This window comes from Flavobacterium solisilvae (assembly GCF_012911605.1).
In the GTDB taxonomy this organism is placed as follows: domain Bacteria; phylum Bacteroidota; class Bacteroidia; order Flavobacteriales; family Flavobacteriaceae; genus Flavobacterium; species Flavobacterium solisilvae.
Window position 1 is genome coordinate 26,164 of record NZ_JAAMPT010000209.1, and the last position, 23,628, is coordinate 49,791.

A 23,628-nucleotide genomic window follows, 5' to 3' on the forward strand; every position below is an offset into this window, starting at 1 on the left:
TCAATGTTCTTAAATGCCTTAAATGGTTAACTAATAAATCTCAGCCAATTTCATTGTTTCATACGTTCGGGTTGTATAAACATTTGAAAGGCAAATAATCGTTACCGTATCTTTTTTTATTGGTATAAATGACGAAGTGTTTCCATGCCACCAACCGTTGTGATACCAAAGATTTTCACCACTTGGCAATTGTTTCATTCGCATTCCTAAACCATAATCTTTTTTATATTTCAGCAAATATGGACTGTAACTGCTGTAAGCTTCTTTCAGAATTTCGGGATTTATAAAATCAGGTGAATAGGTTGCCAAATCAAATTTGACCAAATCTCTTGGCGTTGAATAAATATTTTTATCGCCGTTTAAATTATCAAATTGATCCCAAGGGTTCATTCCGCCTTTTCTGTACGACAACGAAACGGTATCTTTATCTCTAAAATAATCAAAAACAAAGGTGTTTTTCATTCCCAAAGGTTTGAAAATTAATTCATTCATTGCTTTTTCGTATTTTAAACCTGTAGCTTTTTCGATAATTAAAGCCAAAATAATATAGTTGGTATTGCAATAATCAAAACGTGTATCGTGTGGCGTGAGTAACCTGAATTTATGTTTTGCCATCAAATCCAAAACATCTTGATTGGTTAAAATTTTCTTCTTGTTCCAACCTGTTTTTAGCAAAGCTGGAAAGCGCGAATAATGCTGCAAACCACTTCTGTGATTGAGCAACGTTCGAATAGTTGTACTTTTATAAGGAAAACTCGGCAACCAATCGGTAACTTTTTGGTCGAGCATAACATTATCACTTTCAACCAACCTTAAAATAGCAGTTGCCGTCAACACTTTACTAACCGAAGCCAAATGTAAAGGTGTATTTGCCGTAATTAATTCTTTAGTTCTTTGGTTAGCAAAACCTTGGTACTTTTCGCTGATGATTTTTCCATTTTTTGCCACAACAAAACTGCCGCTAAAACCTGCTGTTCCAATAAAAGCGTTGTAGAAAGAATCTACTTTGGTACTTTTTTCCAAAAGATATTCGTCAGAAACTTTTCCAAATTTTATGGGAAACGGAATAGAAATTATTGTGCTATCGATGTTTTTACGACTAAAATCAATGTTGTTGTGTAATGATTTTGGCGAAGAAAAGAAGAATAAAAAAAAGGATATAATAGAAATAAATAACGTTTTCATGTGCATTAATCAAGCGGGAATTCTAAGTGAAAATTTTGATTTTCAATCTTTGCAATACTACTACTTTTTGTTGTAAATTGAAATCTTTAATGGAAGTTTTACAAAAATTTTAGCATAAAAAAACCGCTTCTTTTTTTAATTGGAAGCGGTTAAAAAAGAAATTATGGAACTAATCAATTTTTACTTTAATAGGAAGAACATATTCAGTTCTCACTTTTTGACCATTTTTAACTCCAGCTGACCATTTGGTTTTTAACGATTTTAAAACTCTAATAGCTTCATTCCCTAGTCCAAAACCCGGATTTCGTAGCACTTTAATATTCGTCATGCTTCCGTCTTTTTCAATAACAAACGCAACATGAACAGAAATTATCGTTCCAGCTTGTAAATCTTCTGGTTTTTCAAAATTATTACCTACATATTGATAAAATTTTTCCATTCCGCCAGGAAAAGCTGGAAGTTTGTCCAATTCCACTGAAGTATAAGAATCTTTTATCGTTTCACCACCAGAAGTTGCTCCAATTGTTGCAGTTGTACTTTGACCTGTTCCATCTGGAGTTCCAGTTCCTGAACCAGTGTCGGTTGTTGGTTGATGCGTCGTCATGTTTTCATTGGTTGGAACATCAACGGAAACCGCAGTTTCTGAAACAACCATATTGGATAAATTGGTTGGTTCTACTTGTGTTTCAGGTGTTTTTTCTGTTGGTAATGACTTTATTGGTTCACTTTCGGTTTCTGGAATTGTAATAGTTGTAACTCTAATAGGTTCATCAATGATTCCCGTTGGATTTACAAAAGGAATATCTGATTTTAAATTAAAAATCACAAACGATGCGATAAATCCACCAACAAGTAATGTTCCATAAAAAAGGGATAACAAAGTGGTTTTTGGATTTTCTCTTCGCAATTGGTAAGCACCATATTCTTGGTTTTTACCTTCAAAAACTAGATCAATCCAGTTTTTTTCATAGATACTAACGTTTGACATAAAAATAGTTTTTTAATGGTTAAGTATCAATAATTACATAGGCAGTGAAATTTTAACAGATAACGTTAAAACTTCTTAGAATATTGTGTGAAATGATAAAAAAAGTAAAATTATTTTTTCTCGATAATTTCTGCCAATAGTTTTTTGGCACGAAGCAATTTGATTTTAACGTTGCTCAACGGTTCGTTAAGATGTTCCGCAATTTCCTGATAACTCATTTCTTGAAAGTAACGAAGCTGAATAACTTCTTGATAATGAGGTTTTAATTCCTTGATAAATTGCAAAAGACGTGAAAGATTTTGCTCCGTAATCAATTCATCTTCTGCCGAAGGCGAACTGTCAGCAACATTATAAGCTTGTTGATCTTCTTCGTCAGTAATTTCGATAAATAGGGTTGATTTTTTTTTACGAAGTAAATCAATGTGAACATTTTTTGCAATAGCAATCAGCCAAGTATTGAATTGAAATTCAGGATTGTAACTGGCTATTTTGTCAAAAGCTTTTGAAAAAGTTTCTATAGTAATATCTTCGGCATCGGTTTCATTTTCGGTGCGTTTTAGCATAAAACCATATACTTCGTTCCAATAATGGTCAAGCAGTGAAGTGAAAGCAATTTGGTCGCCTTTTTTCGCTTTTTCAATCAATTTTTTTATTTCCAATGCACGGGTTTTTTAAATGTGTTTGATATAAATACATTTAGTTGGATAAAAATTAAACTGATTTCGATTATTGGAAACCAATACATTACGTCTTTTTCTTTTAATTTTCCGGCAGCAAATCCTAATGTTATCCAGCTAAACAGATATCTAAATCCTATCAAACTGCATACCACAATCCATTGGTACTGAAAAATGAGTAGTACAATTGGCAGTAATAAAAATAATAATTGTGATGAATAGAAAACGCCAAGTTGAATTTTGTCGAATGCTTTATAATGTCCAGCGGTAGAAACGTGTCTTCTTTTTTGGGTAAACCATTCTTTGAAAGATGTTTTTGGTTTGGAATACGTAAAACTTTCTGGCAGGTAACAAACCGTTGTATTACTTGAGTTTGCCGCTTGATTGATGAACAAATCGTCATCACCAGAACGGATTTTCATGTGGTCAATAAAACCGTTTGTTTTGAAAAATTCTTCACGTTTGTATGCCATATTTCGACCAACGCCAGTGTAAGGTTTGCCAATTTTTGCCCAAGAAAACATTTGCGTAGCTGACAATAAGGTTTCAAAACGAATTAATTTATTTAAAAATGAACCTGCAATTCTGTCATAAGCACCATAACCCAAAACGATGGTTTTTTGTTGGGTAAACTGCGAACTCATTTTGGTAATCCAATCTTTCGAAGTTGGGTAACAATCAGCATCGGTGAAAAGTAAATATTCGTGTTTTGCGGCTTTGATACCAAGCGTTAACGCAAATTTTTTGTTTCCCCAAAAAGCTTCGTTGTTTTCAACTTTAACCAATTTAATGTTGGAATATTGTTTTTCATATTCTTCAAAAATTTCCAAAGTATTGTCGCTTGAAGCATCGTCAATTAAAACCAATTCAAACTGTGGATAATCCTGTTCGGCAAGAATAGGAATGAAGTTCTTCACGTTTTCTTCCTCGTTTTTGGCACAAACAATTACAGAAATTGGAATTCTTTTTGGAGTAGCATTTTGAGGTTTAGCAAATGAAAACTTGCCAAAAATCACGATATAATACAGAAATTGAATACAAACAACGGCAATAAACAAACTGAAAATTGATACCAACATAAATGCTTTTTTTGTCTTTTAAAAAGGTTTGCAAATGTAGGTATTCTAAAACCAATAGTCAAGTTAATTTTAACAAATTAAGGACGGTTTTTTTTCATCGCTTTTGCAATTTCAATCGCTTGATTTTCATTGGTTTTTTCAAGCTCAGAGATAATGTTTTGGTAGTTTTTGTCATCTCGATTTTGAGATAATTTCTTTTGGGCTTCGATACTTGATATTTCTATTTCAAAGGAAACAATTCCACGAGCTTCACGCATGGTTTTTTCGGATAAATCTTCAATCCGAATAGGTTTCTCCGATTTTACTTCGTATTTATTAACCAGTTTTTTCAAACTTTCGATGCTTTCTTCATAAGTATGCAAACGCACTTTTCCATAAACATGCACGGCAAGATAATTCCATGTTGGCACATTTTCATGATCATACCACGAAGACGAAATATAGGAATGTGAACCACTAAAAATAGCCAAAACTTCATCGTTTTGATTAAAACTTTCCGCTTGCGGATTTAATTTAGAAATATGACCGATTAAAATTTTTCCCGAAGTTTCGGGATTGGAATTTGTTCCCAAAACCAACGGAATATGCGTTGCCCAAAGTTTTCCATTAGTTTGATTAACCAAAATAGCAAAGCCATTCTCGCTTATAAATTGTTCAATTTCTGACTGATTTTCGTTTTTATAAAGGTTTGGGATGTACATAGTTAATTAAAAATTAATCATTTAGATTTTGTTCTACTTCGATTGATATTTTTTGTAAAGTTTCTGAACTAATTCCCATTGAAAAATGTTTATGAAAATATACATTATCAATTTTGTTTAAATCTGTTCTTATCATTGATTTTTTGTCAATGTTTATAAAGCTTTTGAATAGTCCAGTCTTTTTGTTTAAAAATTTGAAACAATCAATTAAACCCCAATAAAAGAAAAATAATTTTTCAGAATTATTCAATAACTGATCTAATTCGATTAAATGATTTCTGTTTTCAGGAGATAAAAGATATTCGTTAAACTTATTTACATTAACAGAAGACATTCCAGTTGTTGGAAAACCTATAATTTCAATAAAAGATATTTTACTAGCAATATTTTTCGAGAAATTTAATCGAGAAATTGAATTGTGATATTTTTTTCCTTCTCCTTTATAATCTTTATGTAAAAATGGATGATGAATATCGTACTTCTCCCAAAATTTTACTCCATCAATCAAATATTCTCTAACAAGATTAAAAATAGGTGTTTCATCAATGTTAATTGCCCAATTTGGATCACGACCAATGAATATGACTTTGGCATCAATCGGATTAGCACCTTGATAACTTTTCTCTTTATATAAATCAATTAAAAATTTTGATGGATGTTTTTGAAAATTGAGATTTTCCATTTTTCAATACTTATATCACATTAACTTCTGCTTCAATAGTAATTCCATATTTATCAAAAACGGTTTTTTGGACATATTTTGATAAGTTTAAAATATCTTGACCAGTTGCATTTCCGTAATTAACTAAAACCAATGCTTGGTTTTTATGAACTCCAGCATCGCCGTTTCGGTAACCTTTTAAACCGGCATTTTCGATTAACCAACCAGCCGGAACTTTTACTTCTGTTGGTGAAACTTCAAAATGTTTTACCTCAGGAAATTTGGCTTGTACTTTTACAAATAATTCTTTTGAAATCACTGGGTTTTTAAAGAAACTACCGCTGTTTCCAAGTTCTTTCGGGTTTGGTAATTTAGTGTTTCTGATGGCAATTACAGCATTGGAAACATCTTTTATTGTTGGATTAGTAATATTGTTTTTGGCTAATTCCGCTTTGATATCGCCATAATCTATATTGATGATGTGGCTGTGTTTTTTTAGCTTAAAAATAACCGAAGTGATAATGAATTTATCTTTGGCTTCTTGTTTGAAAATACTTTCTCGGTAACCAAATTTACATTCGTCTTTAGTAAACGTTTTTACTTCTTGCGTTTCAATGTTCATTGCATCACAACTCACAAAAGTGTCTTTGATTTCGGCTCCATAAGCGCCAATATTTTGTACTGGAGTTGTGCCAACATTTCCTGGAATAAGCGACATATTTTCTAATCCGCCGAAGTTTTGGTCAATGGTCCAAAGCACAAATTCGTGCCAAACTTCTCCAGCTTGACTTTCAACCCAAACGAAATCGTCGTCTTCTTTGATGATTTTTTTTCCTTTCAAATCAATATGAATAACCAAAGCATCAATATCTTGTGTCAACAACATATTGCTTCCGCCGCCAAGAATAAATTTTTTTTCAGAGGAATGATTTTTCAAAACAGCTTGTAATTCGTCCAAATTATGAACGGCAACAAATTGCTTGGCTTTGGCTTCAATTCCAAAAGTGTTGTAGTTTTTTAAAGAGAAATTATGTTGGATTTGCATTGATATTGAATTTTGAAATTGATTTTTGAGATTGATTTTTGAGATTGACTTTTGAAAATATTTTATTCTTCTGTTTCGAGTGCTCGTCTCAAAAAATCATTCATTGGTTTCATCAGAATTAATTTTTGAGCGATGGTTTTGCTAAAATCTTTGTCGGTAAAAAGTTTGTCATCAATTTTTTGAGAAACAGTGAAGCTTTTCAGTTTTAAAAACTCAATTGCCGGATGATTTGGATCGAAATCTTTTGGTGCTTTTTTCAAAGTGTTATTTTCGTCTCTGTCCAAATCGCCAAAAGTTGATTTGAAATTTTTATCCGAAACTACTGTTTCCAAATCGTCATGAAAAAACTCGATTTCTTTTCGGATTTGTTTCAACTGATTGGGTTCCGGACACCAAACGCCGCCAGCAATAAACGAATTTCCTTTCTCAAAATGAACGTAATAACCTGGACTGTTTTTTTGGAATTTATTTTGGGTAAACCATGCACCCATATTGGTTTTGTATGGCGATTTATCTTTGCTGAAACGAATGTCACGATTGATGCGAAACGTACAGTTTTTTACTTCCAATGGTTCCAATGTTGGATCCAATTTCTTCATTTCGTCCAATAACGAAGCGATAAAAGCATGATAATCCTTTTTATAGTTTTCATACCTTTTTTTGTTGGCATGCATCCATTCGGTATTGTTATTTGCAATTAAATCGGCTAAAAACTGAAGCGCTTCTTTTGTAATCATTTTTTTAAGTTTATAAGTTTAGTAGTTTAAAAGGTTATGAGTTTAGAGAATTACTTCAAACTTCCATCTTCAAACTCCTAACTATTTTTACAGTTGTTTTCTCAAATCTTCTTCCGAAAGAAAACCAGTATTTCTCCACGTTTCTTTTCCGTTTTCATAAATAATAATAACTGGCAATCCATCGATTTTCATGTGATTAACCAAGGATTTGTTTTCATCAGCATCCAATCGGACAATTTTTACTTTGTCTTTCAATTCACTTTGTAAACGAATGATATATGGTTTCATTTTTTTACACGGTGCGCACCATTCGGCACCAAAATTAATCACAACTTTTTTATTTGAATTAATTAGTTTTTGATAGTCATCAGGCGACATTCCAACTAACTTGTCTGACGAAGGTTTTGCCATTCCCGAAGCATTCCATTTCATAATTCCACCATCGAGATTGTAGATTTCTTTGAAACCTAATTCGGCCAATTTATCGGCAGCTTGAGCACTTCTTCCACCAACTTTGCAATAGACAAAAATAGGTTTTGATTTGTCTAATTTTTCAACTTGAGCAACAAAATCGGTTCCATTCCAATTGATGTTTTTAGCATCGTTTATTTTTTCTGAAGCAAATTCTTGTGGCGTTCTAACGTCGATTAACTGCGGATTTTGGGTTTTTTCTAATTTTTCAGCATAGTTTTTTACATCCAAATTTTGAACAACAGCTTTCGAATTTTGACCTTGACAACTGGTTAAAAATGTAGTTACAAATAGTAAAAATGTGATTTTTAGTTTCATATTAATGTAATGTTTTGAAGCAAAAATAGAATTATACAAAAATGAGTTCTATAACAAATGTTACAAACTTACTATTTTATAAGATTGATGTGTCGATTTTACAATATTTTCTGTTCGTTCCGCGTGCGTATCCGAAATAAAAAGTTGTCCAAATTCGTCGTTATTAACCATCGAAACGATTTTGGCAACCCGAAACTCGTCCAATTTGTCAAAAATATCATCAAAAAGAAGAATAGGTTTTTCGCCGCTTTGTTTTTTGACAAAATCAAATTGTGCCAGTTTTAGCGCAATAAGAAATGATTTTTGCTGACCTTGTGAACCAAATTTTTTAATCGGGTGATTATCAATTTCAAATGATAAATCGTCTTTGTGAACACCAACCGATGTGTACTGCAACGCTCGATCTTTATTCAGATTTTCATCCAAAAGTGCTAGCGTATTTTTTTCAGACAAATCACTTTGGTAAACCAATTGAACCGTTTCGGAACCATTGCTAATTTCTTTATAGTAGTTGTTGAAAATCGGAATGAATTTCTCTAAAAAATCTTTTCGTTTCTCAAAAATTGATTGTCCTAACTCATTTAATTGTTCGTTATAAATGACCAAAGTATCTTTTTCAAAAACATGATTTAAAGCAAAATATTTCAGTAAAGCATTGCGTTGCGCCACTGTTTTTTGATACTGAATTAGTTGTTGTAAATACTGACTATCCAATTGCGAAATCACACTATCAATAAACTTTCTACGAGTTTCGCTTCCTTCAGTAATCAAATCTCTATCGGCTGGCGAAATAATCACTAGCGGAATAAAACCAATATGATCAGAGAATTTTTCATAGAGTTTGCCGTTGCGTTTCAGGATTTTTTTTTGTCCTTTTTTTAAACTACAAACAATTTGCTCGTTGCGGTCGTTTTTTTCAAATTCGCCATCAACTACAAAAAACTCTTCGTTATGCTTTATATTTTGAACAGCAAGCGGATTAAAATAGCTTTTTCCGTTTGCCAAATGATAAATTGCATCAAGAATATTGGTTTTTCCAATGCCATTTTTGCCTACAAAACAGTTGATTTTGGTATCAAATTCAAAAGTGGCTTCCGAAAAATTTTTATAATTGAATAATGAAATCTTTTTTAAAAACATTGTAATGGCTTGCTATTGCTATAAAGAGACAAAAAAAAGCGTTTTTTTTGAAGTGCTTGTATTAAAGCAGTGCAAATTATTGAAAAATATCGACAAAAATCGCTTTTAAATATGAATAAAAATTTTATTTTTGCGCACACTAAATTAAAAATAGATGGCAACTTTTAACAAAAGAGGTTACAAAGCACCGAAAGAAAAAGAAGAAAAATTAGACAATACTTTTATTGAAGACGTAAACGTTGATGAAAAAGACAGTGCAACTGCAAAAGCATTTGACGCATTGGACGAAACGGCTTCAAAAACGGAAGATTTCGTTGCAAAAAACCAAAAATATATATTAGGAGTTTTAGGTGGAATTGCACTTTTAACTGTTGGATATTTATTATACCAAAAATTTGTAGCAGAACCAAATCAAGTTGATGCTGCTGACGAACTTTTTGTGGCGCAACAAAATTTCCAAAAAGCTATTGATGGTGATGTAAAAGCAGATTCATTATTCAATTTAGTTTTAAACGGTTCAGAAGGGAAATTCGGTGTAATTAAAATCGCTGAAGAATATTCTGGAACTGATGCTGGAAAATTAGCAAACTATTATGCTGGTATTTCTTATTTGAATTTAGGAAAATACAATGAAGCAATTTCAAGTTTGGAGAAATTCAAATCTGAAAATGAAACATTAAATACATTAGCAATTGGTGCAATTGGTGATGCTTATTCTGAAAAAAATCAACCAAAAGAAGCGTTAGATTTTTATGTAAAAGCTTCTCAAGCTGCTAAAAATGAATTTACAACGCCAAGATTTTTAATGAAAGCTGGAAAAACAGCTTTAGCATTAGGAAACAAAGCAGATGCATTAAAATATTTCACAGAAATTAAAGACGTTTACGACAATACTCCAGAAGGACAAGCTGTAGATGCTTTTATTGGATTAGCACAGTAATTTAATTACGAATTTAAAAAGCGAATTAAGAATTGTCATCAATTTTTAATTCGCTTTTTTATTTGAAATAAAATGGAACAGTTAAATTTGTAACCTGAAACCCGAAACCCGAAACATGGCTACCGAAAATAAAAATTTATCCGAATACGACAAAAATCAATTACCTAATGCAAAGGATTTTCGCTTTGGAATTGTAGTTTCCGAGTGGAATGATAAAATAACCAACGGACTTTTCAATGGAGCAGAAAGTGCTTTGCTGGATTGTGGTGTTTTGCCAGAAAATATTATTCGTTGGAATGTTCCAGGAAGTTTTGAACTGATTTATGGTGCCAAATTAATGCTTGAAAAAGTAGAAAAATTAGATGCTGTAATCACGATTGGTTCGGTTATAAAAGGCGAAACGATGCACTTTGAATTTGTATGCGAAGGCGTAACGCAAGGAATAAAAGATTTAAACATTCAATCGGATGTTCCGGTGATATTTTGTGTTTTGACAGATAATAATGAGCAACAATCCATTGATAGAAGCGGAGGAAAGCACGGAAATAAAGGTATTGAAGCTGCCATTGCCGCAATAAAAATGGCTGAATTAAGACGAAAAGCTTTTGCTAAAAATAAAATTGGATTTTAGAATTTAGCGTAAAATAAATTTTCAAAAACCTATTCTTCACTGGAATAGGTTTTTTTATTTTTTAGCATTGGATTAACTAAAAATCACGATACTTTTTGCTTAAATTTGCTTTCTTATTTTTTACCTAAACCACAAGTTATAAATGTCGAGCATAATTCAATTACTTCCTGATCATGTAGCCAATCAAATTGCCGCTGGAGAAGTGGTACAACGACCAGCTTCGGTAGTAAAAGAATTACTTGAAAATGCTGTTGACGCTAAAGCTACCGACATCAAATTGATACTAAAAGATGCCGGAAAATCATTAATTCAAGTGATTGATAATGGCGTTGGAATGAGCGTAACCGATTCGCGTTTGTGTTTTGAGCGACATGCGACTTCTAAAATTCGTCAAGCGGAAGATTTATTTTCATTGCATACTAAAGGTTTTCGTGGCGAAGCATTGGCTTCCATTGCGGCAATTGCTCATGTAGAAATGAAAACCAAGCAAGATCAAGAAGAATTAGGAATTCATATTGTGGTTGAAGGAAGCAAATTTGTTTCGCAAGAACCAGCCGTTTTACCCAAAGGAACTTCGTTTGCGGTAAAAAATCTTTTTTTTAATATTCCGGCACGACGCAATTTTCTAAAATCGGAAACGGTAGAACAACGTCATATTGTGGATGAATTTCAACGTGTTGCGATGGCACATCCTACTATTCATTTCACAATGTATCACAACGGAAGTGAAATGTTCAATTTGCCAATTTCAAATTATAGACAACGAATAGTCAATATATTTTCGGGAAAAACGAATGAAAAATTAGTTCCAGTTAGCGAAGAAACAGAAATTGTCTCGCTTCAAGGATTTGTTGGAAAGCCGGAATTTGCCAAGAAAAATCGTGGTGAGCAATTCTTTTTTGTCAATAATCGTTTCATTAAAAGTGGTTATTTGCATCACGCTGTTATGGCTGCGTATGAAGGTTTGCTAAAAGATGGCGCACAACCGAGTTACTTTTTGTATCTTGATGTTCCACCACATACGATTGATATTAATATTCATCCAACAAAGACTGAGATAAAATTTGACGATGAACATTCGTTGTATGCTATTTTGCGTTCGTCAATTAAACATAGTTTAGGACAATTTAATGTGGCGCCAGTTTTGGATTTTGAACGCGATCCAAATTTGGATACACCTTATGATTATCAAGGGAAAAATGCAGAATATCCAACCATTCAAGTGGATAGCAATTTTAATCCTTTTGCCGAAACAAAATCTTCAAAATCGTTTTCATCTTCTTCGAGTTATAAAAAATCAGAAATAGCGCAACCGAGTTGGGAAAGTTTATATGTTGGTTTAAAGCAAAATACACAAGAAATTGCCGAAATGACTTTTGAAAATGAAGAAGCTGTTACATCGTCACTTTTTGAAGAAAATGATATTGAACAAGAAATAAAACGAACGTATCAAATTCATAAAAAATACATCGTTTCTCCTATAAAATCGGGAATGGTTATTATTAATCAAAAACGAGCGCACGAACGTGTTTTGTATGAAGAGTTTTTGACCAATATGACCGTTCAGCAAGCGTCGAGCCAACGATTATTGTTTCCGTTGGAGTTGTTTTTTTCACCGAACGAAATTGAATTGGTTCGAGAATTACAGCTTTCTCTAGAAAATTTAGGCTTTATTTTTGATGCTTTTGCCGAAAGTTCCATCGTGATTTCGGGTTTACCAATAACGATTACGGAAAGCAAAGCTTCCATAGTTTTAGACGATTTGTTAACCGATTTGCAAAACGGAATTGTAACCGATAGTTTTTCGCAAAACGATACCATTGCTAAATCAATGTGTAAAAGTTTGGCCGTTAGAACCGGAACTTATTTAACCGAAAAAGAACAAGAAAATTTGGTTCACAATTTATTTGCATGCAAAGAACCGAATGTTTCTCCATTTCAAAAACCTACTTTCATCACGATGAGTGTGGAAGATTTAGATAAAAAATTTAGTATATGATGCGAATGACCGAAACTGTTAAGCAGTTACTGATAATTAATATTATATTTTATATTGGATCATATTTTGTTGCAACAGCTTATCCGTTGTTTTCATTGTATTATCCTGAAAATGATAATTTCAGATTTTGGCAACCATTGACGAGTATGTTTATGCATGCGCCAATGCCAAATTTGATGCATATTGCGTTTAATATGTTTGCTTTGGTTTCTTTTGGTTCAGCTTTGGAGCATTTTTGGGGAGCAAAAAAGTTTATCTTTTTTTACATTTCTTGTGGACTTGGCGCAGCTTTATTGCATCTTGGAGTAAGTTATTTTCAAATACATTCAATTTTAGATAGTCTTTCTGGATTAAATCTTTCGGACAGTGATTTAAAAATACTTTTGAATGCAGATTATAGAGCTATTTTTAGTTCTGAAGGACAAATGATGGCAGGAAATGTAAAAACGATTTTAGAAAATGCAAAATGTACACAAGAGCAATTTAATGTATTGATTACTGCTGTGCAAGAATTTCAAACACCTTCAGTTGGTGCTTCAGGAGCAATTTATGGATTGTTAACGGCTTTTGCGTTTATGTTTCCAAATGCTGAATTGGCTTTGTTATTCATTCCTGTGCCGATAAAAGCAAAGTATTTTGTTCCTGGAATTTTGGCTATTGATTTATTCTTAGGTTTCAAAGGAAGTTCACTTTTTGGAAGTGGCGGAACTGGAGTTGCCCATTTTGCTCACATTGGTGGCGCATTATTTGGGTTTATCATGATGTGGTATTGGAAGAAAAACTCGTTTAATAATAATCGTTGGGATTAATTTTAACCACAAAGAACACGATGAAATCGCAAAGTTCACTAAGTTAAATTGCTTAGTGTTCATAGTGTAAAACTTTGTGAACTTAGTGGTTAATGAAAAAAATGAATATGAATATAATTGACGACATAAAGTTACAGTACAAAATCGGCGGCATTGCCAATAAAATGATTTATTGGAATGTTGGTTTTTTTCTATTGTCAATTCCGTTGTTCTATCAATTCAAATTTGGATTTTTTGATTATCCAGATTGGTTGGTGGTTTCTTCAGAACCATTAGTTTTTTTGTATAAACCTTGGACATTATTGACGTATGCATTTTTTCATCAAGGATTTTTGCATTTGTTCTTCAATATGATGGTTTTGCATTTTTCTAGCCGATTGTTTCTCACTTTTTTTACCCAAAAACAATATTTAGGTTTGTATTTTCTTGGAGCAATTTTTGCCGGAATAGCATTTGTTTTAAGCTTTTATTTGTTAGGAAAATCAACGTTATTGGTTGGTGCTTCTGGAGCAATTATGGCAATATTAGTTGCGACAACTACTTATCAACCATTGATGGATATTAGATTGCCGTTGATTGGTTATTTGAAACTTTGGCACATCACAGCGGTTATTCTTTTATTGGATTTATTACAAATTCAAATGGAAAATACTGGCGGACATATTGCGCATTTAAGTGGTGCTTTGTTTGGATTTATCTATATCAAATTATTACAAAACGGAACCGATTTGAGCGAAATAGTATCAACAGTGATTGATTTTTTTACCAATTTTTTCAAGAAAAAGCAGCCATCAACTCCGTTTAAAAAAGTTCATGTAAATCCAAAGAAACCAGCCGAAAATAGACCAAGTAAAATAGTAGTCAAAGACAAAACCCAACAACAGATTGATGAAATTTTGGACAAAATTAGTCAGTCGGGTTATGATAGTTTAACAGCCGAAGAAAAAGAATTTCTTTTCCGAGCCGGAAAGTAAAAATATTCCATACTTTTTTTTACTTTTAATCCAGAAAATAAGAAAGCATTTGCTAAAATTTAAAATAGAAATTTTTTGAAAAAATTATCTTGGTTCAACAAAGTCGTTTATGGGTTCAATATTATCTTGATAGTATTGACCATTTTGGCGTATGTTTTACCTTTTTTAGCACCAAAAGCTTTTCCGTTATTATCGGTTTTAACGCTGATTTTGCCTTTGTTTCTGATACTCAACGCGTTGTTTTTTATTTATTGGTTGTTTCAATTGAAAAGACAACTCATTCTTTCGGGAATAATTTTACTTTTAGGAATTACATTCATCAATAAATTTTATAAATTTTCTTCTAACGAAGTTGCAAAAGAGGAAAAAGATTTCACCTTGATGAGTTATAATGTTCGTTTGTTTAATTTATTTGAATGGATTGATGATGACGCTATTGGGAGTAAAATTCTAACGTTTATCAACGAAAATAATCCTGATGTACTTTGTATCCAAGAATATTCAGAAAATGCGCATGTTGATTTGAGAGTTTACAAATACAAAGCGGTTTTTATGGAAGGAAATAAAATTAAAACGGGTCAAGCTATTTTCTCTAAATTTCCAATTTTCAATCAAGGAAATCTCCAAATTAAAGATGTTGGAAACAATATTACTTTTGCAGATATTAAAAAAGGAAAAGATACAATTCGGGTTTATAATATTCATTTACAGTCAATTAAAATTTCTCCAGATGTTAATGAAATTTCCGAAAATGTAGAAACGATTAATCAAAAAAAATCACAGCAAGTTTTTGGTCGAATTCGCGATGCTTTCAAAAAGCAAGAACAGCAAGCGGAAGTATTAGTTAATCACAGTAAAGATTGTCATTACCCAATTATTATTGCTGGCGACATGAATAACAGTGCATTTTCATACGTTTATCGAAGTATAAAAGGAAATCTAAACGATAGTTTTGAAGAAGCAGGAAAAGGTTTTGGGCAAACGTATAGCTTCAAATATTATCCTGCTCGAATTGACTATATTTTTGCCGATAAACGAATGAAAGTAAAGAGTTTTAAGCACTTTCCAGAGTTTGAAAATTCAGATCATTTTCCAATAATGGCGCGACTTTCGTTTGTGGAATAAATTAAATTAGATTTTTAGCAAGTCGGCTAATTTCGGTTTTTATTTCATTCCAACTTATTTTTTCAAACATAATTGGCATTTCTTCACTGTCAGCATCTTCAAAGTAATTTAAACTTTTTATAACCATAAATTCTGAACCGTCAATGTATTTTTGTTTGTAAAAATCGAGCATTTCGGTTAAACTATATTTTTTTAAAAGAAAGTACAAATCAATAAAATCCTTTCGGCTTCCACGACCAGCAATTGCGTTTAGCTTCATCGCAGCAATATCTTTATCAGATACTAATCTTATGTTTTCTATAGTTTTAATATCTTCTAATAATGGATATTTATAGTTTACAAAATCAACTTTTATTCCGTCAATTGATACTATAATGATATTTTTACTTTTCTTCAAAATTGTTGGTTTACCAAATTTTGAAAGTTCTTCAATAAACTCGTATTCATCAACTTCACTATTTCCAAACATATCAATGTCAATTGAAAATCGATGTCCAATTTGCAAAGCTAATGATGTTCCTCCAACTAAATTAAAACCTCTGAAAACTTCAGAAGACATTATTTTAGTTAATAATTCCAGGAGTTTGGGTTGGATTGTTTGAGTTTGTAACATCTGAAATTTGTTTTATCAATTTCAAAAAGATTGGATAAAAAGGCAAGAGTAACATCATCAATACTTCTAAGTTGAAGTGCAGTGTTTTTGATAGTTTCTAAACCATAAACATGTTTAACAATATTCCAATCCTTTAGCATTCCAAGTTCAAGAACTTTAGAAATTATTTGTTCCTTCGAATTTACAAAATCAATTGCATTCTTATCTACATCCCAAAATAGGTGTGACGATAAATCTTCTATGGTATATTGAGATTTCATTAAAACAAAGATATTGAATTAATGTTAAAGAATTATGTCTTGCTTTTTCAAATAATCCAGAGCATATCTTCCTTCGTTAAAAAGTAAATCCAAAATGCTTAAATTGTTGATAAAACCATGCTTTACTTCAAAAACTTGTGTATAAGGTTCAAAAACAGCAGTATCTTTTTTACCGTTGATTAAAGGACGAAAATCGGTTATATCTTTTACTTCGTGGAAATATTCGGTAGTTTCATTGTAATCAAATTCCAGCCCTAAACATTTAGAAACAATAGCCATCGTTTCTAGGTTTAAATCCATCAAAAAGGTGTGTTTTTTTTGAAAAATAGAAGCAATATCATCTTCAAAATATTCAAAGAAAGGTGAACTTCTATAAGCAGCTTCGAGCGATTTAAAATGCTGTTTTTGCCAGTCGAAATCATTTTCTATTTTGATTTCTTTGGTTTTTTGATGTGCTGTCTTCGAATGTTTAACGGGAATATTCAATAACTGAATGCCATTTGGACTGTAAATGTACATTCGGTTACGATTGGTTTGTTTTTGGAAATTATCATCCATTTCAAAAGTAACCAAAGCACATTGTGAAATGGCTACAAAATGACTAATCGATGGAAAATAACTCGGATGAATAAGAATGTTATTCATTAGTTTTTGCTTTTCTTTTTTTCCAGAAATATTCACCTACAAAGTACAATCCTAGTAAAACTAAGAAATACTTGAAATAGGACTCAGGTTGACCTTCGCCATTAACGGTAGTAAACATTCTATCCCAACGAATTTTGTTCAACCCTTTTCCGTTACTATCCCAACTCATCCAAATGAAAACTGGTTTTCCAACGATGTGATTTTCTGGAGTATATCCAAAATAACGCGCGTCCAATGAGTTATTTCGATTGTCTCCCATCATCCAATAATAATTTTGAGCAAAAGTATATTTTGTTGCAATTTTATCATTTACATAAATATCATTACCAACAACTTTTAATTTGTTTCCTTCATATTCAGTAATGATAATCTTGTAATACGGAAGCGATTTTAGGTTTAAATCAACAGTTTGCCCTGCTTTTGGAATATAAATTGGACCAAAATTATCACTGTTCCAATTGTTGATTTTTGATGGAATTCCGTCTGTTAAATCAGGATAAATACCATCTTCTGTATTTGTTTTTATGTATTTAGAAACTTGTTCAATACGTGAGTCTTTCTTTAGCATTTCAGCTTTTTCAGCTGTTAAGTTTGCTTGTATAAAATTTTCAGATAGACGTAGTTTTAGTTTCTCATAAATTTCTTGATCGATAGCACCAATAATTGTAGCTGATGTTGAGTCTTTTGATAATTCAACAACTTTAGCTTTTTCTTTTATTAAATAGTCTTTTACAAGATTATTTTCCCAAAGACTACGGTCAATACTGAAAACTCTATTATATTCATTTATGTCATATTGTTGCATTAACTCTGCATCAATAGTTGATTTAAATTTTAAATCATAACAATACTGAGGTTTAGCTCTTTCTGGCAAAATCAATTGTTTTCCATTGATGTAAACATCACCGTTTTTAATTTGTAAACTATCGCCTGGAATTCCAACGCAACGTTTTACATAGTTTGTTTTTTTATCAATTGGTTTGCTGTAACGTCTATCCGCTGGTAAATACATGTGAAATAATGTATCTCTTGGCCAGTTGAAAACTACAATATCGTTGTTTTTTATTTCTTGAAAACCTGGAAATCTAAAATAGGGAAGTTGTAGTTTGTTTTTCCACGACTCTGGATTGTTGTCATCATATAAATACGACTTCACTTTTACAAATGGAATAGTGTCGTGAACCATTGGTGCAGCAACTGTAGTCATTGGTGTTCTTGGTCCATAATGAAATTTACTCACAAAAAGGAAATCGCCAATCAATAATGATTTTTCTAATGACGATGATGGAATGGTAAAAGGTTGCATCACATAAGTATGAACCAAAGTCGCTACAATAATGGCAAATAATAGGGAACTGACCGTGTCACCAGTTTTTGTTCTTGCTACTAAACTTCTATCAGTAATGTGTGTTAAATTTTGAGTATAGTTTACAAAGTAAATATAAAATCCAAGGGTAAAAATACCTAAAAAGGTATCAAGTGTTGTGTTTTTGCCAAAACTTCTCAACGTTTCTACCCAAACCACAGGAAACATTATCAAATTGATTACAGGAATGAATAGTAAAAATGTCCACCAACTTGGTCGATTGATAATTTTCATCAAAACGATTGAATTATAAACCGGAACAAATGCTTCCCACGATTTTCTTCCAGCTTTTTGATATAATTTCCAAGTTCCTAATCCGTGAATTAGTTGGATAATTAGGAAAAATACTAACCATTGATATGTTGACATAGTATATTAGATTTTTATTTTTAATAGTTTTCCTAAATGAGTATTCGATTTTAAGGAATTGTTACATTTATTGGAATTTCGAATTTTTTATTTGGAATTTAAGTCCAATACATCTTTCATTGAAAAAACACCCTTTTTACCAATAATCCATTCGGCAGCAATGACTGAACCAAGCGCAAAGCCTTCACGATTATGAGCAACGTGTTTTATTTCGATAAAATCAACTTCGGAAGTATATAAAACGCTGTGAGTTCCTGGAACATTTTCAACTCGTTGTACATCAATAAAAACGTCATCGGCTTTTGGATTTTCAATTGCCCAATTGTTTTTGTCTGTATGATTTATAATAGCATTTGCCAATGAAATAGCTGTTCCGCTAGGTTTGTCAAGTTTTTGTGTGTGATGAATTTCTTCCATCGAAACGTTGTATTCTTTGAATTTTGACATCAATTTTGCTAAATAATTATTCAATTCGAAGAATAAATTTACGCCCAAACTAAAATTGGAACCATAAAGAAAAGCGGCATTTTTTGCTTCACAAAGTTGCACCATTTCGTGATAGTTTTCCAGCCAACCAGTTGTTCCAGATATTACAGGAATTCCGTTATTGATGCAAGTTGAAATATTTTCTACCGCAACTGAAGGAAGACTAAAATCAATAGCAACATCGGCGTTTTCAAGTCCTTCAAATGTAGTTGAACTACTTTTTTTCAATACAATTTCGTGACCACGTTCTAAAGCAATTCTTTCGATTACTTTACCCATTTTTCCGTATCCTAGAAGTGCTATTTTCATTTTAGAATTTATAATTAAAAGTCAAACCAATATTAGGTTTGGCGTTAAAATCAGTTTGATAAACATCGGGTGCAAAAGACAAATTGTCGTTTACGTTAAACTGCATTAAATGTGCGTCAACATTAGCATCTACAATATTTAGAACATAAAAACCAATGGTTACAAGCAATGATAAATCTCTATTTCGTTGATAAAATCGTTGTGCTTGAATTAATCGAGCATCATCTAAATAGTCGTATTGGTCATCAGTAAATCCAGCTAATCGTCGTTTGTAGGCATCACGAACGCTGTGGTATTTTTTATTATTGTCTAAATAGAAATACATGCTGGCTCCAAGCGCACCATAAACTATTGGGATTTTCCAATATTTTTTATTGTAAGCTTGACCTAAACCTGGCAAAATAGCCGAATAAAAGGCAGCTTTTGTTGGTCGTAATGGATCAATTGGAGTAAGTTTTAATTGTGTAGTGTCTTTTGCAATCAATAAATCGCCAGTTTGTTGAGAATAGCAAATACTTGTTCCAAAAAGAAACCCTAATAAAAATATGTAACCAATGCTTTTCACTACTTGTTGATTAGCTTAATAATTCGGTTAAAATCTTCTTCGGAATGAAATGGAATTGTGATTTTTCCTTTACCATTTCCAGCTACTTTTACTTCAATTTTACTGCCAAAAAACTCAGTAAAAGCTTTTTTCTGTTCGTCAGCAATCGTAAAATTGGTTGCTTTTTTTGGTTTTGCTGGAGCAGGTTTTAAACCATCTTGATAAATTTTTACCAAAGCTTCTGTTTCACGAACCGAAAGATTTTCGCTTACAATTTTTTGATAAATATCGGTTTGAACGTCTTGATCTTCAATATTGATAATCGCTCGTCCATGTCCCATCGAAATAAATCCATCGCGAATTCCAGTTTGGATAATAGGATCTAATTTTAATAATCTCAAATAGTTAGCAATGGTTGAGCGTTTTTTTCCAACACGTTCGCTCATTTGCTCTTGTGTCAATTGAATTTCATCAATCAAACGTTGGTAAGACAAAGCAATTTCGATTGGATCTAAATCATGACGTTGAATGTTTTCTACCAATGCCATTACAAGCGATTCGTTGTCGTTTGCAATTCTAATATAAGCAGGAATTGTAGTCAAACCAACCACTTTGGAAGCACGCAAACGTCTTTCACCTGAAATCAATTGGTATTTGTTGAAATCCAATTTTCTAACCGTAATCGGTTGAATTAGACCAAGTACTTTAATCGAACTTGCTAATTCTTGAATGGCTTCTTCGTTGAAATTGGTTCTGGGTTGAAACGGATTTATTTCAATAGAATCAATGTCAAGTTCGATGATATTTCCAACAACTTTATCTGCATTTTTATCATTAACCGATTTAATATCGTTTTCTGGATCTTTTAATAATGCCGATAAACCTCTTCCTAATGCTTGTTTTTTGACAGCTTTTGCCATATAAATTTGTATCTGAAAATTCTAAAAGCTAAAATAGTTTTTTTAGCTGTAGATTTAATTATTTTTTTTAATGATTTCTTGTGCTAAACTAAGGTAATTGCTTGCGCCTTTGCTTGTTGCGTCAAAATTAATGATGCTTTCGCCAAAAGATGGAGCTTCGCTTAATTTTACATTTCGCTGAATTATCGTCTTGAAAACCATGTCGTTAAAGTGTTTTTGTACTTCTTCAACCACCTGATTTGATAGTCGCAAACGAGAATCATACATCGTTAATAATAATCCTTCGATGTCTAGTTCAGCATTGTGGATTTTTTGAACACTTTTGATTGTATTCAATAATTTTCCTAAACCTTCTAAGGCAAAATATTCACATTGGATAGGAATAATCACACTATCAGCAGCTGTTAACGCATTCAAAGTCAGTAATCCTAACGATGGCGCACAATCAATCAAGATGTAATCATACTCGTCTTTTACTTTTTCCAAAGCTTGTTTTAACATGTATTCTCGATTGTCTTTGTCAACCAATTCGATTTCGATAGCAACTAAGTCAATATGTGCTGGAATAACCGAAACGTTTGGTGCTGAACTTGTGATAGTTGCTTCTTGTGGTGTATTGCTATGTTCCAAAAGTTGGTAAGTTCCAATTTCCACACTTTCTACATCAATTCCCAATCCTGAACTGGCATTTGCCTGCGGATCAGCATCGATTAGTAACACTTTTTTTTCTAAAACACCTAGTGATGCAGCGAGATTTACTGTAGTTGTTGTCTTTCCAACACCACCTTTTTGATTAGCAATTGCAATGATTTTACCCATTTGTTCTTAGTAGATTTTGAGCGGTAAAAATACAATTATTTATGGGTTTGTCAACTGTATTTTGTTAACAATCTGGTAAAGTTTTTAAAGGTTTATTTTACAGTCGCAGTCTCAGTAATCAGTCGTTTTATTTTTCAAATGCAAATCTGCTTACTGAAAACTGAGACTGCTTACTGTTTTATTTATTTCCCTTATTTTTAATCATCATTTCTAACATATCCCACATTTCTTGTGGAATTTTTTCCAAAATATTGAATTGTCCTGCACCTTGAAGCCATTCACCACCATCAATCGTAATAACTTCGCCATTTACATAGGCAGAAAAATCGGAAACTAAATAAGCTGCCAAATTGGCTAATTCCTGATGATCGCCAACTCTTCGTAATGGAACTTTTTTTGCCATATCAAATTTTTCGGCCAAATCTCCTGGTAATAATCTATCCCAAGCACCTTTTGTTGGAAATGGTCCAGGCGCAATAGCATTCATTCGGATACCATATTTTGCCCATTCTACAGCCAAACTTCGTGTCATAGCTAAAACTCCGGCTTTTGCAGTGGCACTCGGAACGACATATCCAGAACCTGTCCAAGCATAAGTAGTAACAATATTCAAGACGTTACAATTGGTTTGTTTAGTTTCAATCCAATGTTTTCCAAAAGCCAATGTGCAATTTTTTGAACCTTTTAATACAATATCAATAATAGTATCAAAGGCATTTGCTGATAATCTTTCGGTTGGTGAAATGAAATTTCCTGCGGCGTTGTTCAGTAAAACATCTACTTTTCCAAATGATTTTAAGACTTCAGCAAGCATGGCTTCAACTTGGTCATAATGGCGAACATCACACTGGATTGGAAGACATTTTCCGCTAGTTTCTTTTTCTAATTCAGAAGCAGTGGTTTTTAGCTTTTCTAAATCTCTTGAAGTGATGGCAACATTGGCTCCAAGTTCTAGAAAATATTTTGTCATGGCTTTACCCAAACCGCTTCCGCCGCCAGTTACCACAATTGTTTTACCTTTTAACGCATCGTCGCGAAGCATTTTTGCTGAAAAATCCATAGTTTTTTTGTTTGTTTATTCAAATATAGTAAAAAATATTATGCATGCATATTAAAATATCCTTTTTACTATCAATATTTATATTTTTTTAGCAATTATAACCAGATGAATATCAAATTTGTCCATTGGTTTTTCATAATGTATTCGAGAAACATTTAGTACTTCAAAATTATTTTCTTCTAATGTTTGTAAAAGATAATTGGCATCATGATAGTTTACTTCCATTGTAAATTTTCCGTCGCTGCTGGTTTGTGTTTCAGCATAACTTTTCTCTCTTTCAATACAGCTGAAATATAAAATTCCGTTATCATTCAGTATTTGAAAACTATCAGAAATAAATTTCTTGGTTTCTTCTTGGTTTAAATACGGTAGCACAAATCCGCATAAAATAGCATCAAATCGTAGGTTTAAATCAGTAATATCACGTACATCCAATAGTTGAAATTTAGCTTTTGGTACATTGATTTTGCCCAATTCAATCATGCTTGGCGCTGTATCAGTTGCTAAAATGGAGTAATTTGGATTTTTATCTTGCAAATATTTTGTGATATTTCCTGGACCGCAACCTAATTCCAAAATTGAAGCATCATCTTTTTTTATACTCTCGCAAAATAAATCATAGGTTGAGTCATACAAATCCATCGTCATGAATTTGGATTGATAATTTAACGCTAATTTATCCCAAGTTTTTAGTGTGCTTTCATTACGGTTCATTATGTAAAGATAAAAAAAAACACCAACCTTTCAGTTGGTGTTT

Annotated in this window: 26 protein-coding genes; 6 read left to right on the plus strand and 20 right to left on the minus strand. The window is 32.2% G+C overall.

The genetic code is table 11. The features are described from left to right. Positions 1-30: 30 nt before the first annotated feature. From G6042_RS12380 to recF, 10 genes are all read right to left on the minus strand, one after another. On the minus strand, positions 31-1,185 hold the full coding sequence (locus tag G6042_RS12380) for a serine hydrolase domain-containing protein (protein WP_169524764.1): 1,155 nt from the start codon (positions 1,183-1,185) through the stop codon (positions 31-33). A gap of 169 nt (positions 1,186-1,354) precedes the next feature. Next, positions 1,355-2,173, minus strand: coding sequence for an energy transducer TonB (locus G6042_RS12385; RefSeq protein ID WP_169524765.1), 819 nt, complete (start codon positions 2,171-2,173; stop codon positions 1,355-1,357). Between the two features lie 110 nt (positions 2,174-2,283). Continuing rightward, positions 2,284-2,832, minus strand: a complete 549-nt coding sequence (locus G6042_RS12390; protein ID WP_169524766.1) for an RNA polymerase sigma factor — start codon at positions 2,830-2,832, stop codon at positions 2,284-2,286. Beyond that, the gene (locus tag G6042_RS12395) at positions 2,823-3,929 is read right to left on the minus strand and encodes a glycosyltransferase (protein WP_169524767.1); all 1,107 of its coding nucleotides are present in this window, start codon (positions 3,927-3,929) and stop codon (positions 2,823-2,825) included. The genes G6042_RS12390 and G6042_RS12395 overlap by 10 nt, the downstream gene beginning before the upstream one ends. Positions 3,930-4,006: 77 nt before the next feature. Then, complete coding sequence (locus G6042_RS12400) at positions 4,007-4,630, minus strand: FMN-binding negative transcriptional regulator (RefSeq protein ID WP_169524768.1); 624 nt, start codon at positions 4,628-4,630, stop codon at positions 4,007-4,009. Between the two features lie 13 nt (positions 4,631-4,643). After that, positions 4,644-5,312, minus strand: coding sequence for a hypothetical protein (locus G6042_RS12405; RefSeq protein ID WP_169524769.1), 669 nt, complete (start codon positions 5,310-5,312; stop codon positions 4,644-4,646). A gap of 10 nt (positions 5,313-5,322) precedes the next feature. Continuing rightward, the gene (gene murB, locus G6042_RS12410) at positions 5,323-6,372 is read right to left on the minus strand and encodes a UDP-N-acetylmuramate dehydrogenase (RefSeq protein ID WP_317168105.1); all 1,050 of its coding nucleotides are present in this window, start codon (positions 6,370-6,372) and stop codon (positions 5,323-5,325) included. 26 nt (positions 6,373-6,398) lie between these two features. Continuing rightward, positions 6,399-7,073, minus strand: coding sequence for a DUF2461 domain-containing protein (locus tag G6042_RS12415; RefSeq protein ID WP_169524771.1), 675 nt, complete (start codon positions 7,071-7,073; stop codon positions 6,399-6,401). Between the two features lie 87 nt (positions 7,074-7,160). Next, positions 7,161-7,862 (minus strand): thioredoxin domain-containing protein, encoded by a 702-nt coding sequence (locus G6042_RS12420; protein WP_169524772.1) that lies wholly within the window; start codon positions 7,860-7,862, stop codon positions 7,161-7,163. A gap of 60 nt (positions 7,863-7,922) precedes the next feature. Next, a complete protein-coding gene (gene recF / locus G6042_RS12425) occupies positions 7,923-9,002 on the minus strand; it encodes a DNA replication/repair protein RecF (protein ID WP_169524773.1) in 1,080 nt (359 codons plus the stop codon). Positions 9,003-9,156: 154 nt separating this feature from the next. Between recF and G6042_RS12430 the strand changes: the two genes are divergently transcribed. From G6042_RS12430 to G6042_RS12455, 6 genes are all read left to right on the plus strand, one after another. After that, positions 9,157-9,942 carry a tetratricopeptide repeat protein gene (locus G6042_RS12430; protein ID WP_169524774.1) on the plus strand — a complete coding sequence of 262 codons (786 nt, stop codon included), beginning with the start codon at positions 9,157-9,159 and terminating at the stop codon, positions 9,940-9,942. A 115-nt stretch (positions 9,943-10,057) separates the two neighbouring features. Then, entirely contained in the window at positions 10,058-10,573 is a 516-nt protein-coding gene (gene ribH, locus G6042_RS12435) for a 6,7-dimethyl-8-ribityllumazine synthase (protein WP_169524775.1), read from the plus strand. 142 nt (positions 10,574-10,715) lie between these two features. Further along, positions 10,716-12,572 carry a DNA mismatch repair endonuclease MutL gene (mutL, locus tag G6042_RS12440; protein ID WP_169524776.1) on the plus strand — a complete coding sequence of 619 codons (1,857 nt, stop codon included), beginning with the start codon at positions 10,716-10,718 and terminating at the stop codon, positions 12,570-12,572. Then, positions 12,569-13,381: a rhomboid family intramembrane serine protease gene (locus tag G6042_RS12445; RefSeq protein WP_211161684.1), complete on the plus strand. Its 813-nt coding sequence runs from the start codon at positions 12,569-12,571 to the stop codon at positions 13,379-13,381. Before mutL ends, G6042_RS12445 begins: the two co-directional genes overlap by 4 nt. A 107-nt stretch (positions 13,382-13,488) precedes the next feature. Next, on the plus strand, positions 13,489-14,355 hold the full coding sequence (locus G6042_RS12450) for a rhomboid family intramembrane serine protease (RefSeq protein ID WP_169525097.1): 867 nt from the start codon (positions 13,489-13,491) through the stop codon (positions 14,353-14,355). Positions 14,356-14,430: 75 nt separating this feature from the next. Then, positions 14,431-15,480, plus strand: coding sequence for an endonuclease/exonuclease/phosphatase family protein (locus G6042_RS12455; RefSeq protein ID WP_169524777.1), 1,050 nt, complete (start codon positions 14,431-14,433; stop codon positions 15,478-15,480). A gap of 1 nt (position 15,481) precedes the next feature. Here G6042_RS12455 and G6042_RS12460 read toward each other — a convergent pair whose 3' ends face one another. From G6042_RS12460 to G6042_RS12505, 10 genes are all read right to left on the minus strand, one after another. Further along, the gene (locus tag G6042_RS12460) at positions 15,482-16,039 is read right to left on the minus strand and encodes a nucleotidyl transferase AbiEii/AbiGii toxin family protein (RefSeq protein ID WP_211161685.1); all 558 of its coding nucleotides are present in this window, start codon (positions 16,037-16,039) and stop codon (positions 15,482-15,484) included. Between the two features lie 8 nt (positions 16,040-16,047). Continuing rightward, positions 16,048-16,353 (minus strand): DUF6922 domain-containing protein, encoded by a 306-nt coding sequence (locus tag G6042_RS12465; protein WP_169524779.1) that lies wholly within the window; start codon positions 16,351-16,353, stop codon positions 16,048-16,050. A gap of 24 nt (positions 16,354-16,377) precedes the next feature. After that, complete coding sequence (locus G6042_RS12470; RefSeq protein WP_169524780.1) at positions 16,378-16,998, minus strand: WbqC family protein; 621 nt, start codon at positions 16,996-16,998, stop codon at positions 16,378-16,380. Next, the gene (gene lepB, locus G6042_RS12475) at positions 16,991-18,733 is read right to left on the minus strand and encodes a signal peptidase I (RefSeq protein ID WP_169524781.1); all 1,743 of its coding nucleotides are present in this window, start codon (positions 18,731-18,733) and stop codon (positions 16,991-16,993) included. The genes G6042_RS12470 and lepB overlap by 8 nt, the downstream gene beginning before the upstream one ends. A gap of 87 nt (positions 18,734-18,820) precedes the next feature. Beyond that, positions 18,821-19,528, minus strand: coding sequence for a 4-hydroxy-tetrahydrodipicolinate reductase (gene dapB / locus G6042_RS12480; RefSeq protein WP_169524782.1), 708 nt, complete (start codon positions 19,526-19,528; stop codon positions 18,821-18,823). Between the two features lies 1 nt (position 19,529). Beyond that, on the minus strand, positions 19,530-20,093 hold the full coding sequence (locus tag G6042_RS12485; RefSeq protein ID WP_169524783.1) for a DUF5683 domain-containing protein: 564 nt from the start codon (positions 20,091-20,093) through the stop codon (positions 19,530-19,532). Beyond that, positions 20,093-20,992 (minus strand): ParB/RepB/Spo0J family partition protein, encoded by a 900-nt coding sequence (locus G6042_RS12490; RefSeq protein WP_169524784.1) that lies wholly within the window; start codon positions 20,990-20,992, stop codon positions 20,093-20,095. Before G6042_RS12490 ends, G6042_RS12485 begins: the two co-directional genes overlap by 1 nt. Before the next feature lie 54 nt (positions 20,993-21,046). Then, positions 21,047-21,811 (minus strand): ParA family protein, encoded by a 765-nt coding sequence (locus tag G6042_RS12495; protein ID WP_169524785.1) that lies wholly within the window; start codon positions 21,809-21,811, stop codon positions 21,047-21,049. 178 nt (positions 21,812-21,989) lie between these two features. Continuing rightward, positions 21,990-22,871 carry an SDR family oxidoreductase gene (locus tag G6042_RS12500; RefSeq protein ID WP_169524786.1) on the minus strand — a complete coding sequence of 294 codons (882 nt, stop codon included), beginning with the start codon at positions 22,869-22,871 and terminating at the stop codon, positions 21,990-21,992. A gap of 78 nt (positions 22,872-22,949) precedes the next feature. Then, positions 22,950-23,585, minus strand: coding sequence for a class I SAM-dependent methyltransferase (locus G6042_RS12505; RefSeq protein ID WP_169524787.1), 636 nt, complete (start codon positions 23,583-23,585; stop codon positions 22,950-22,952). Positions 23,586-23,628 lie beyond the last annotated feature (43 nt).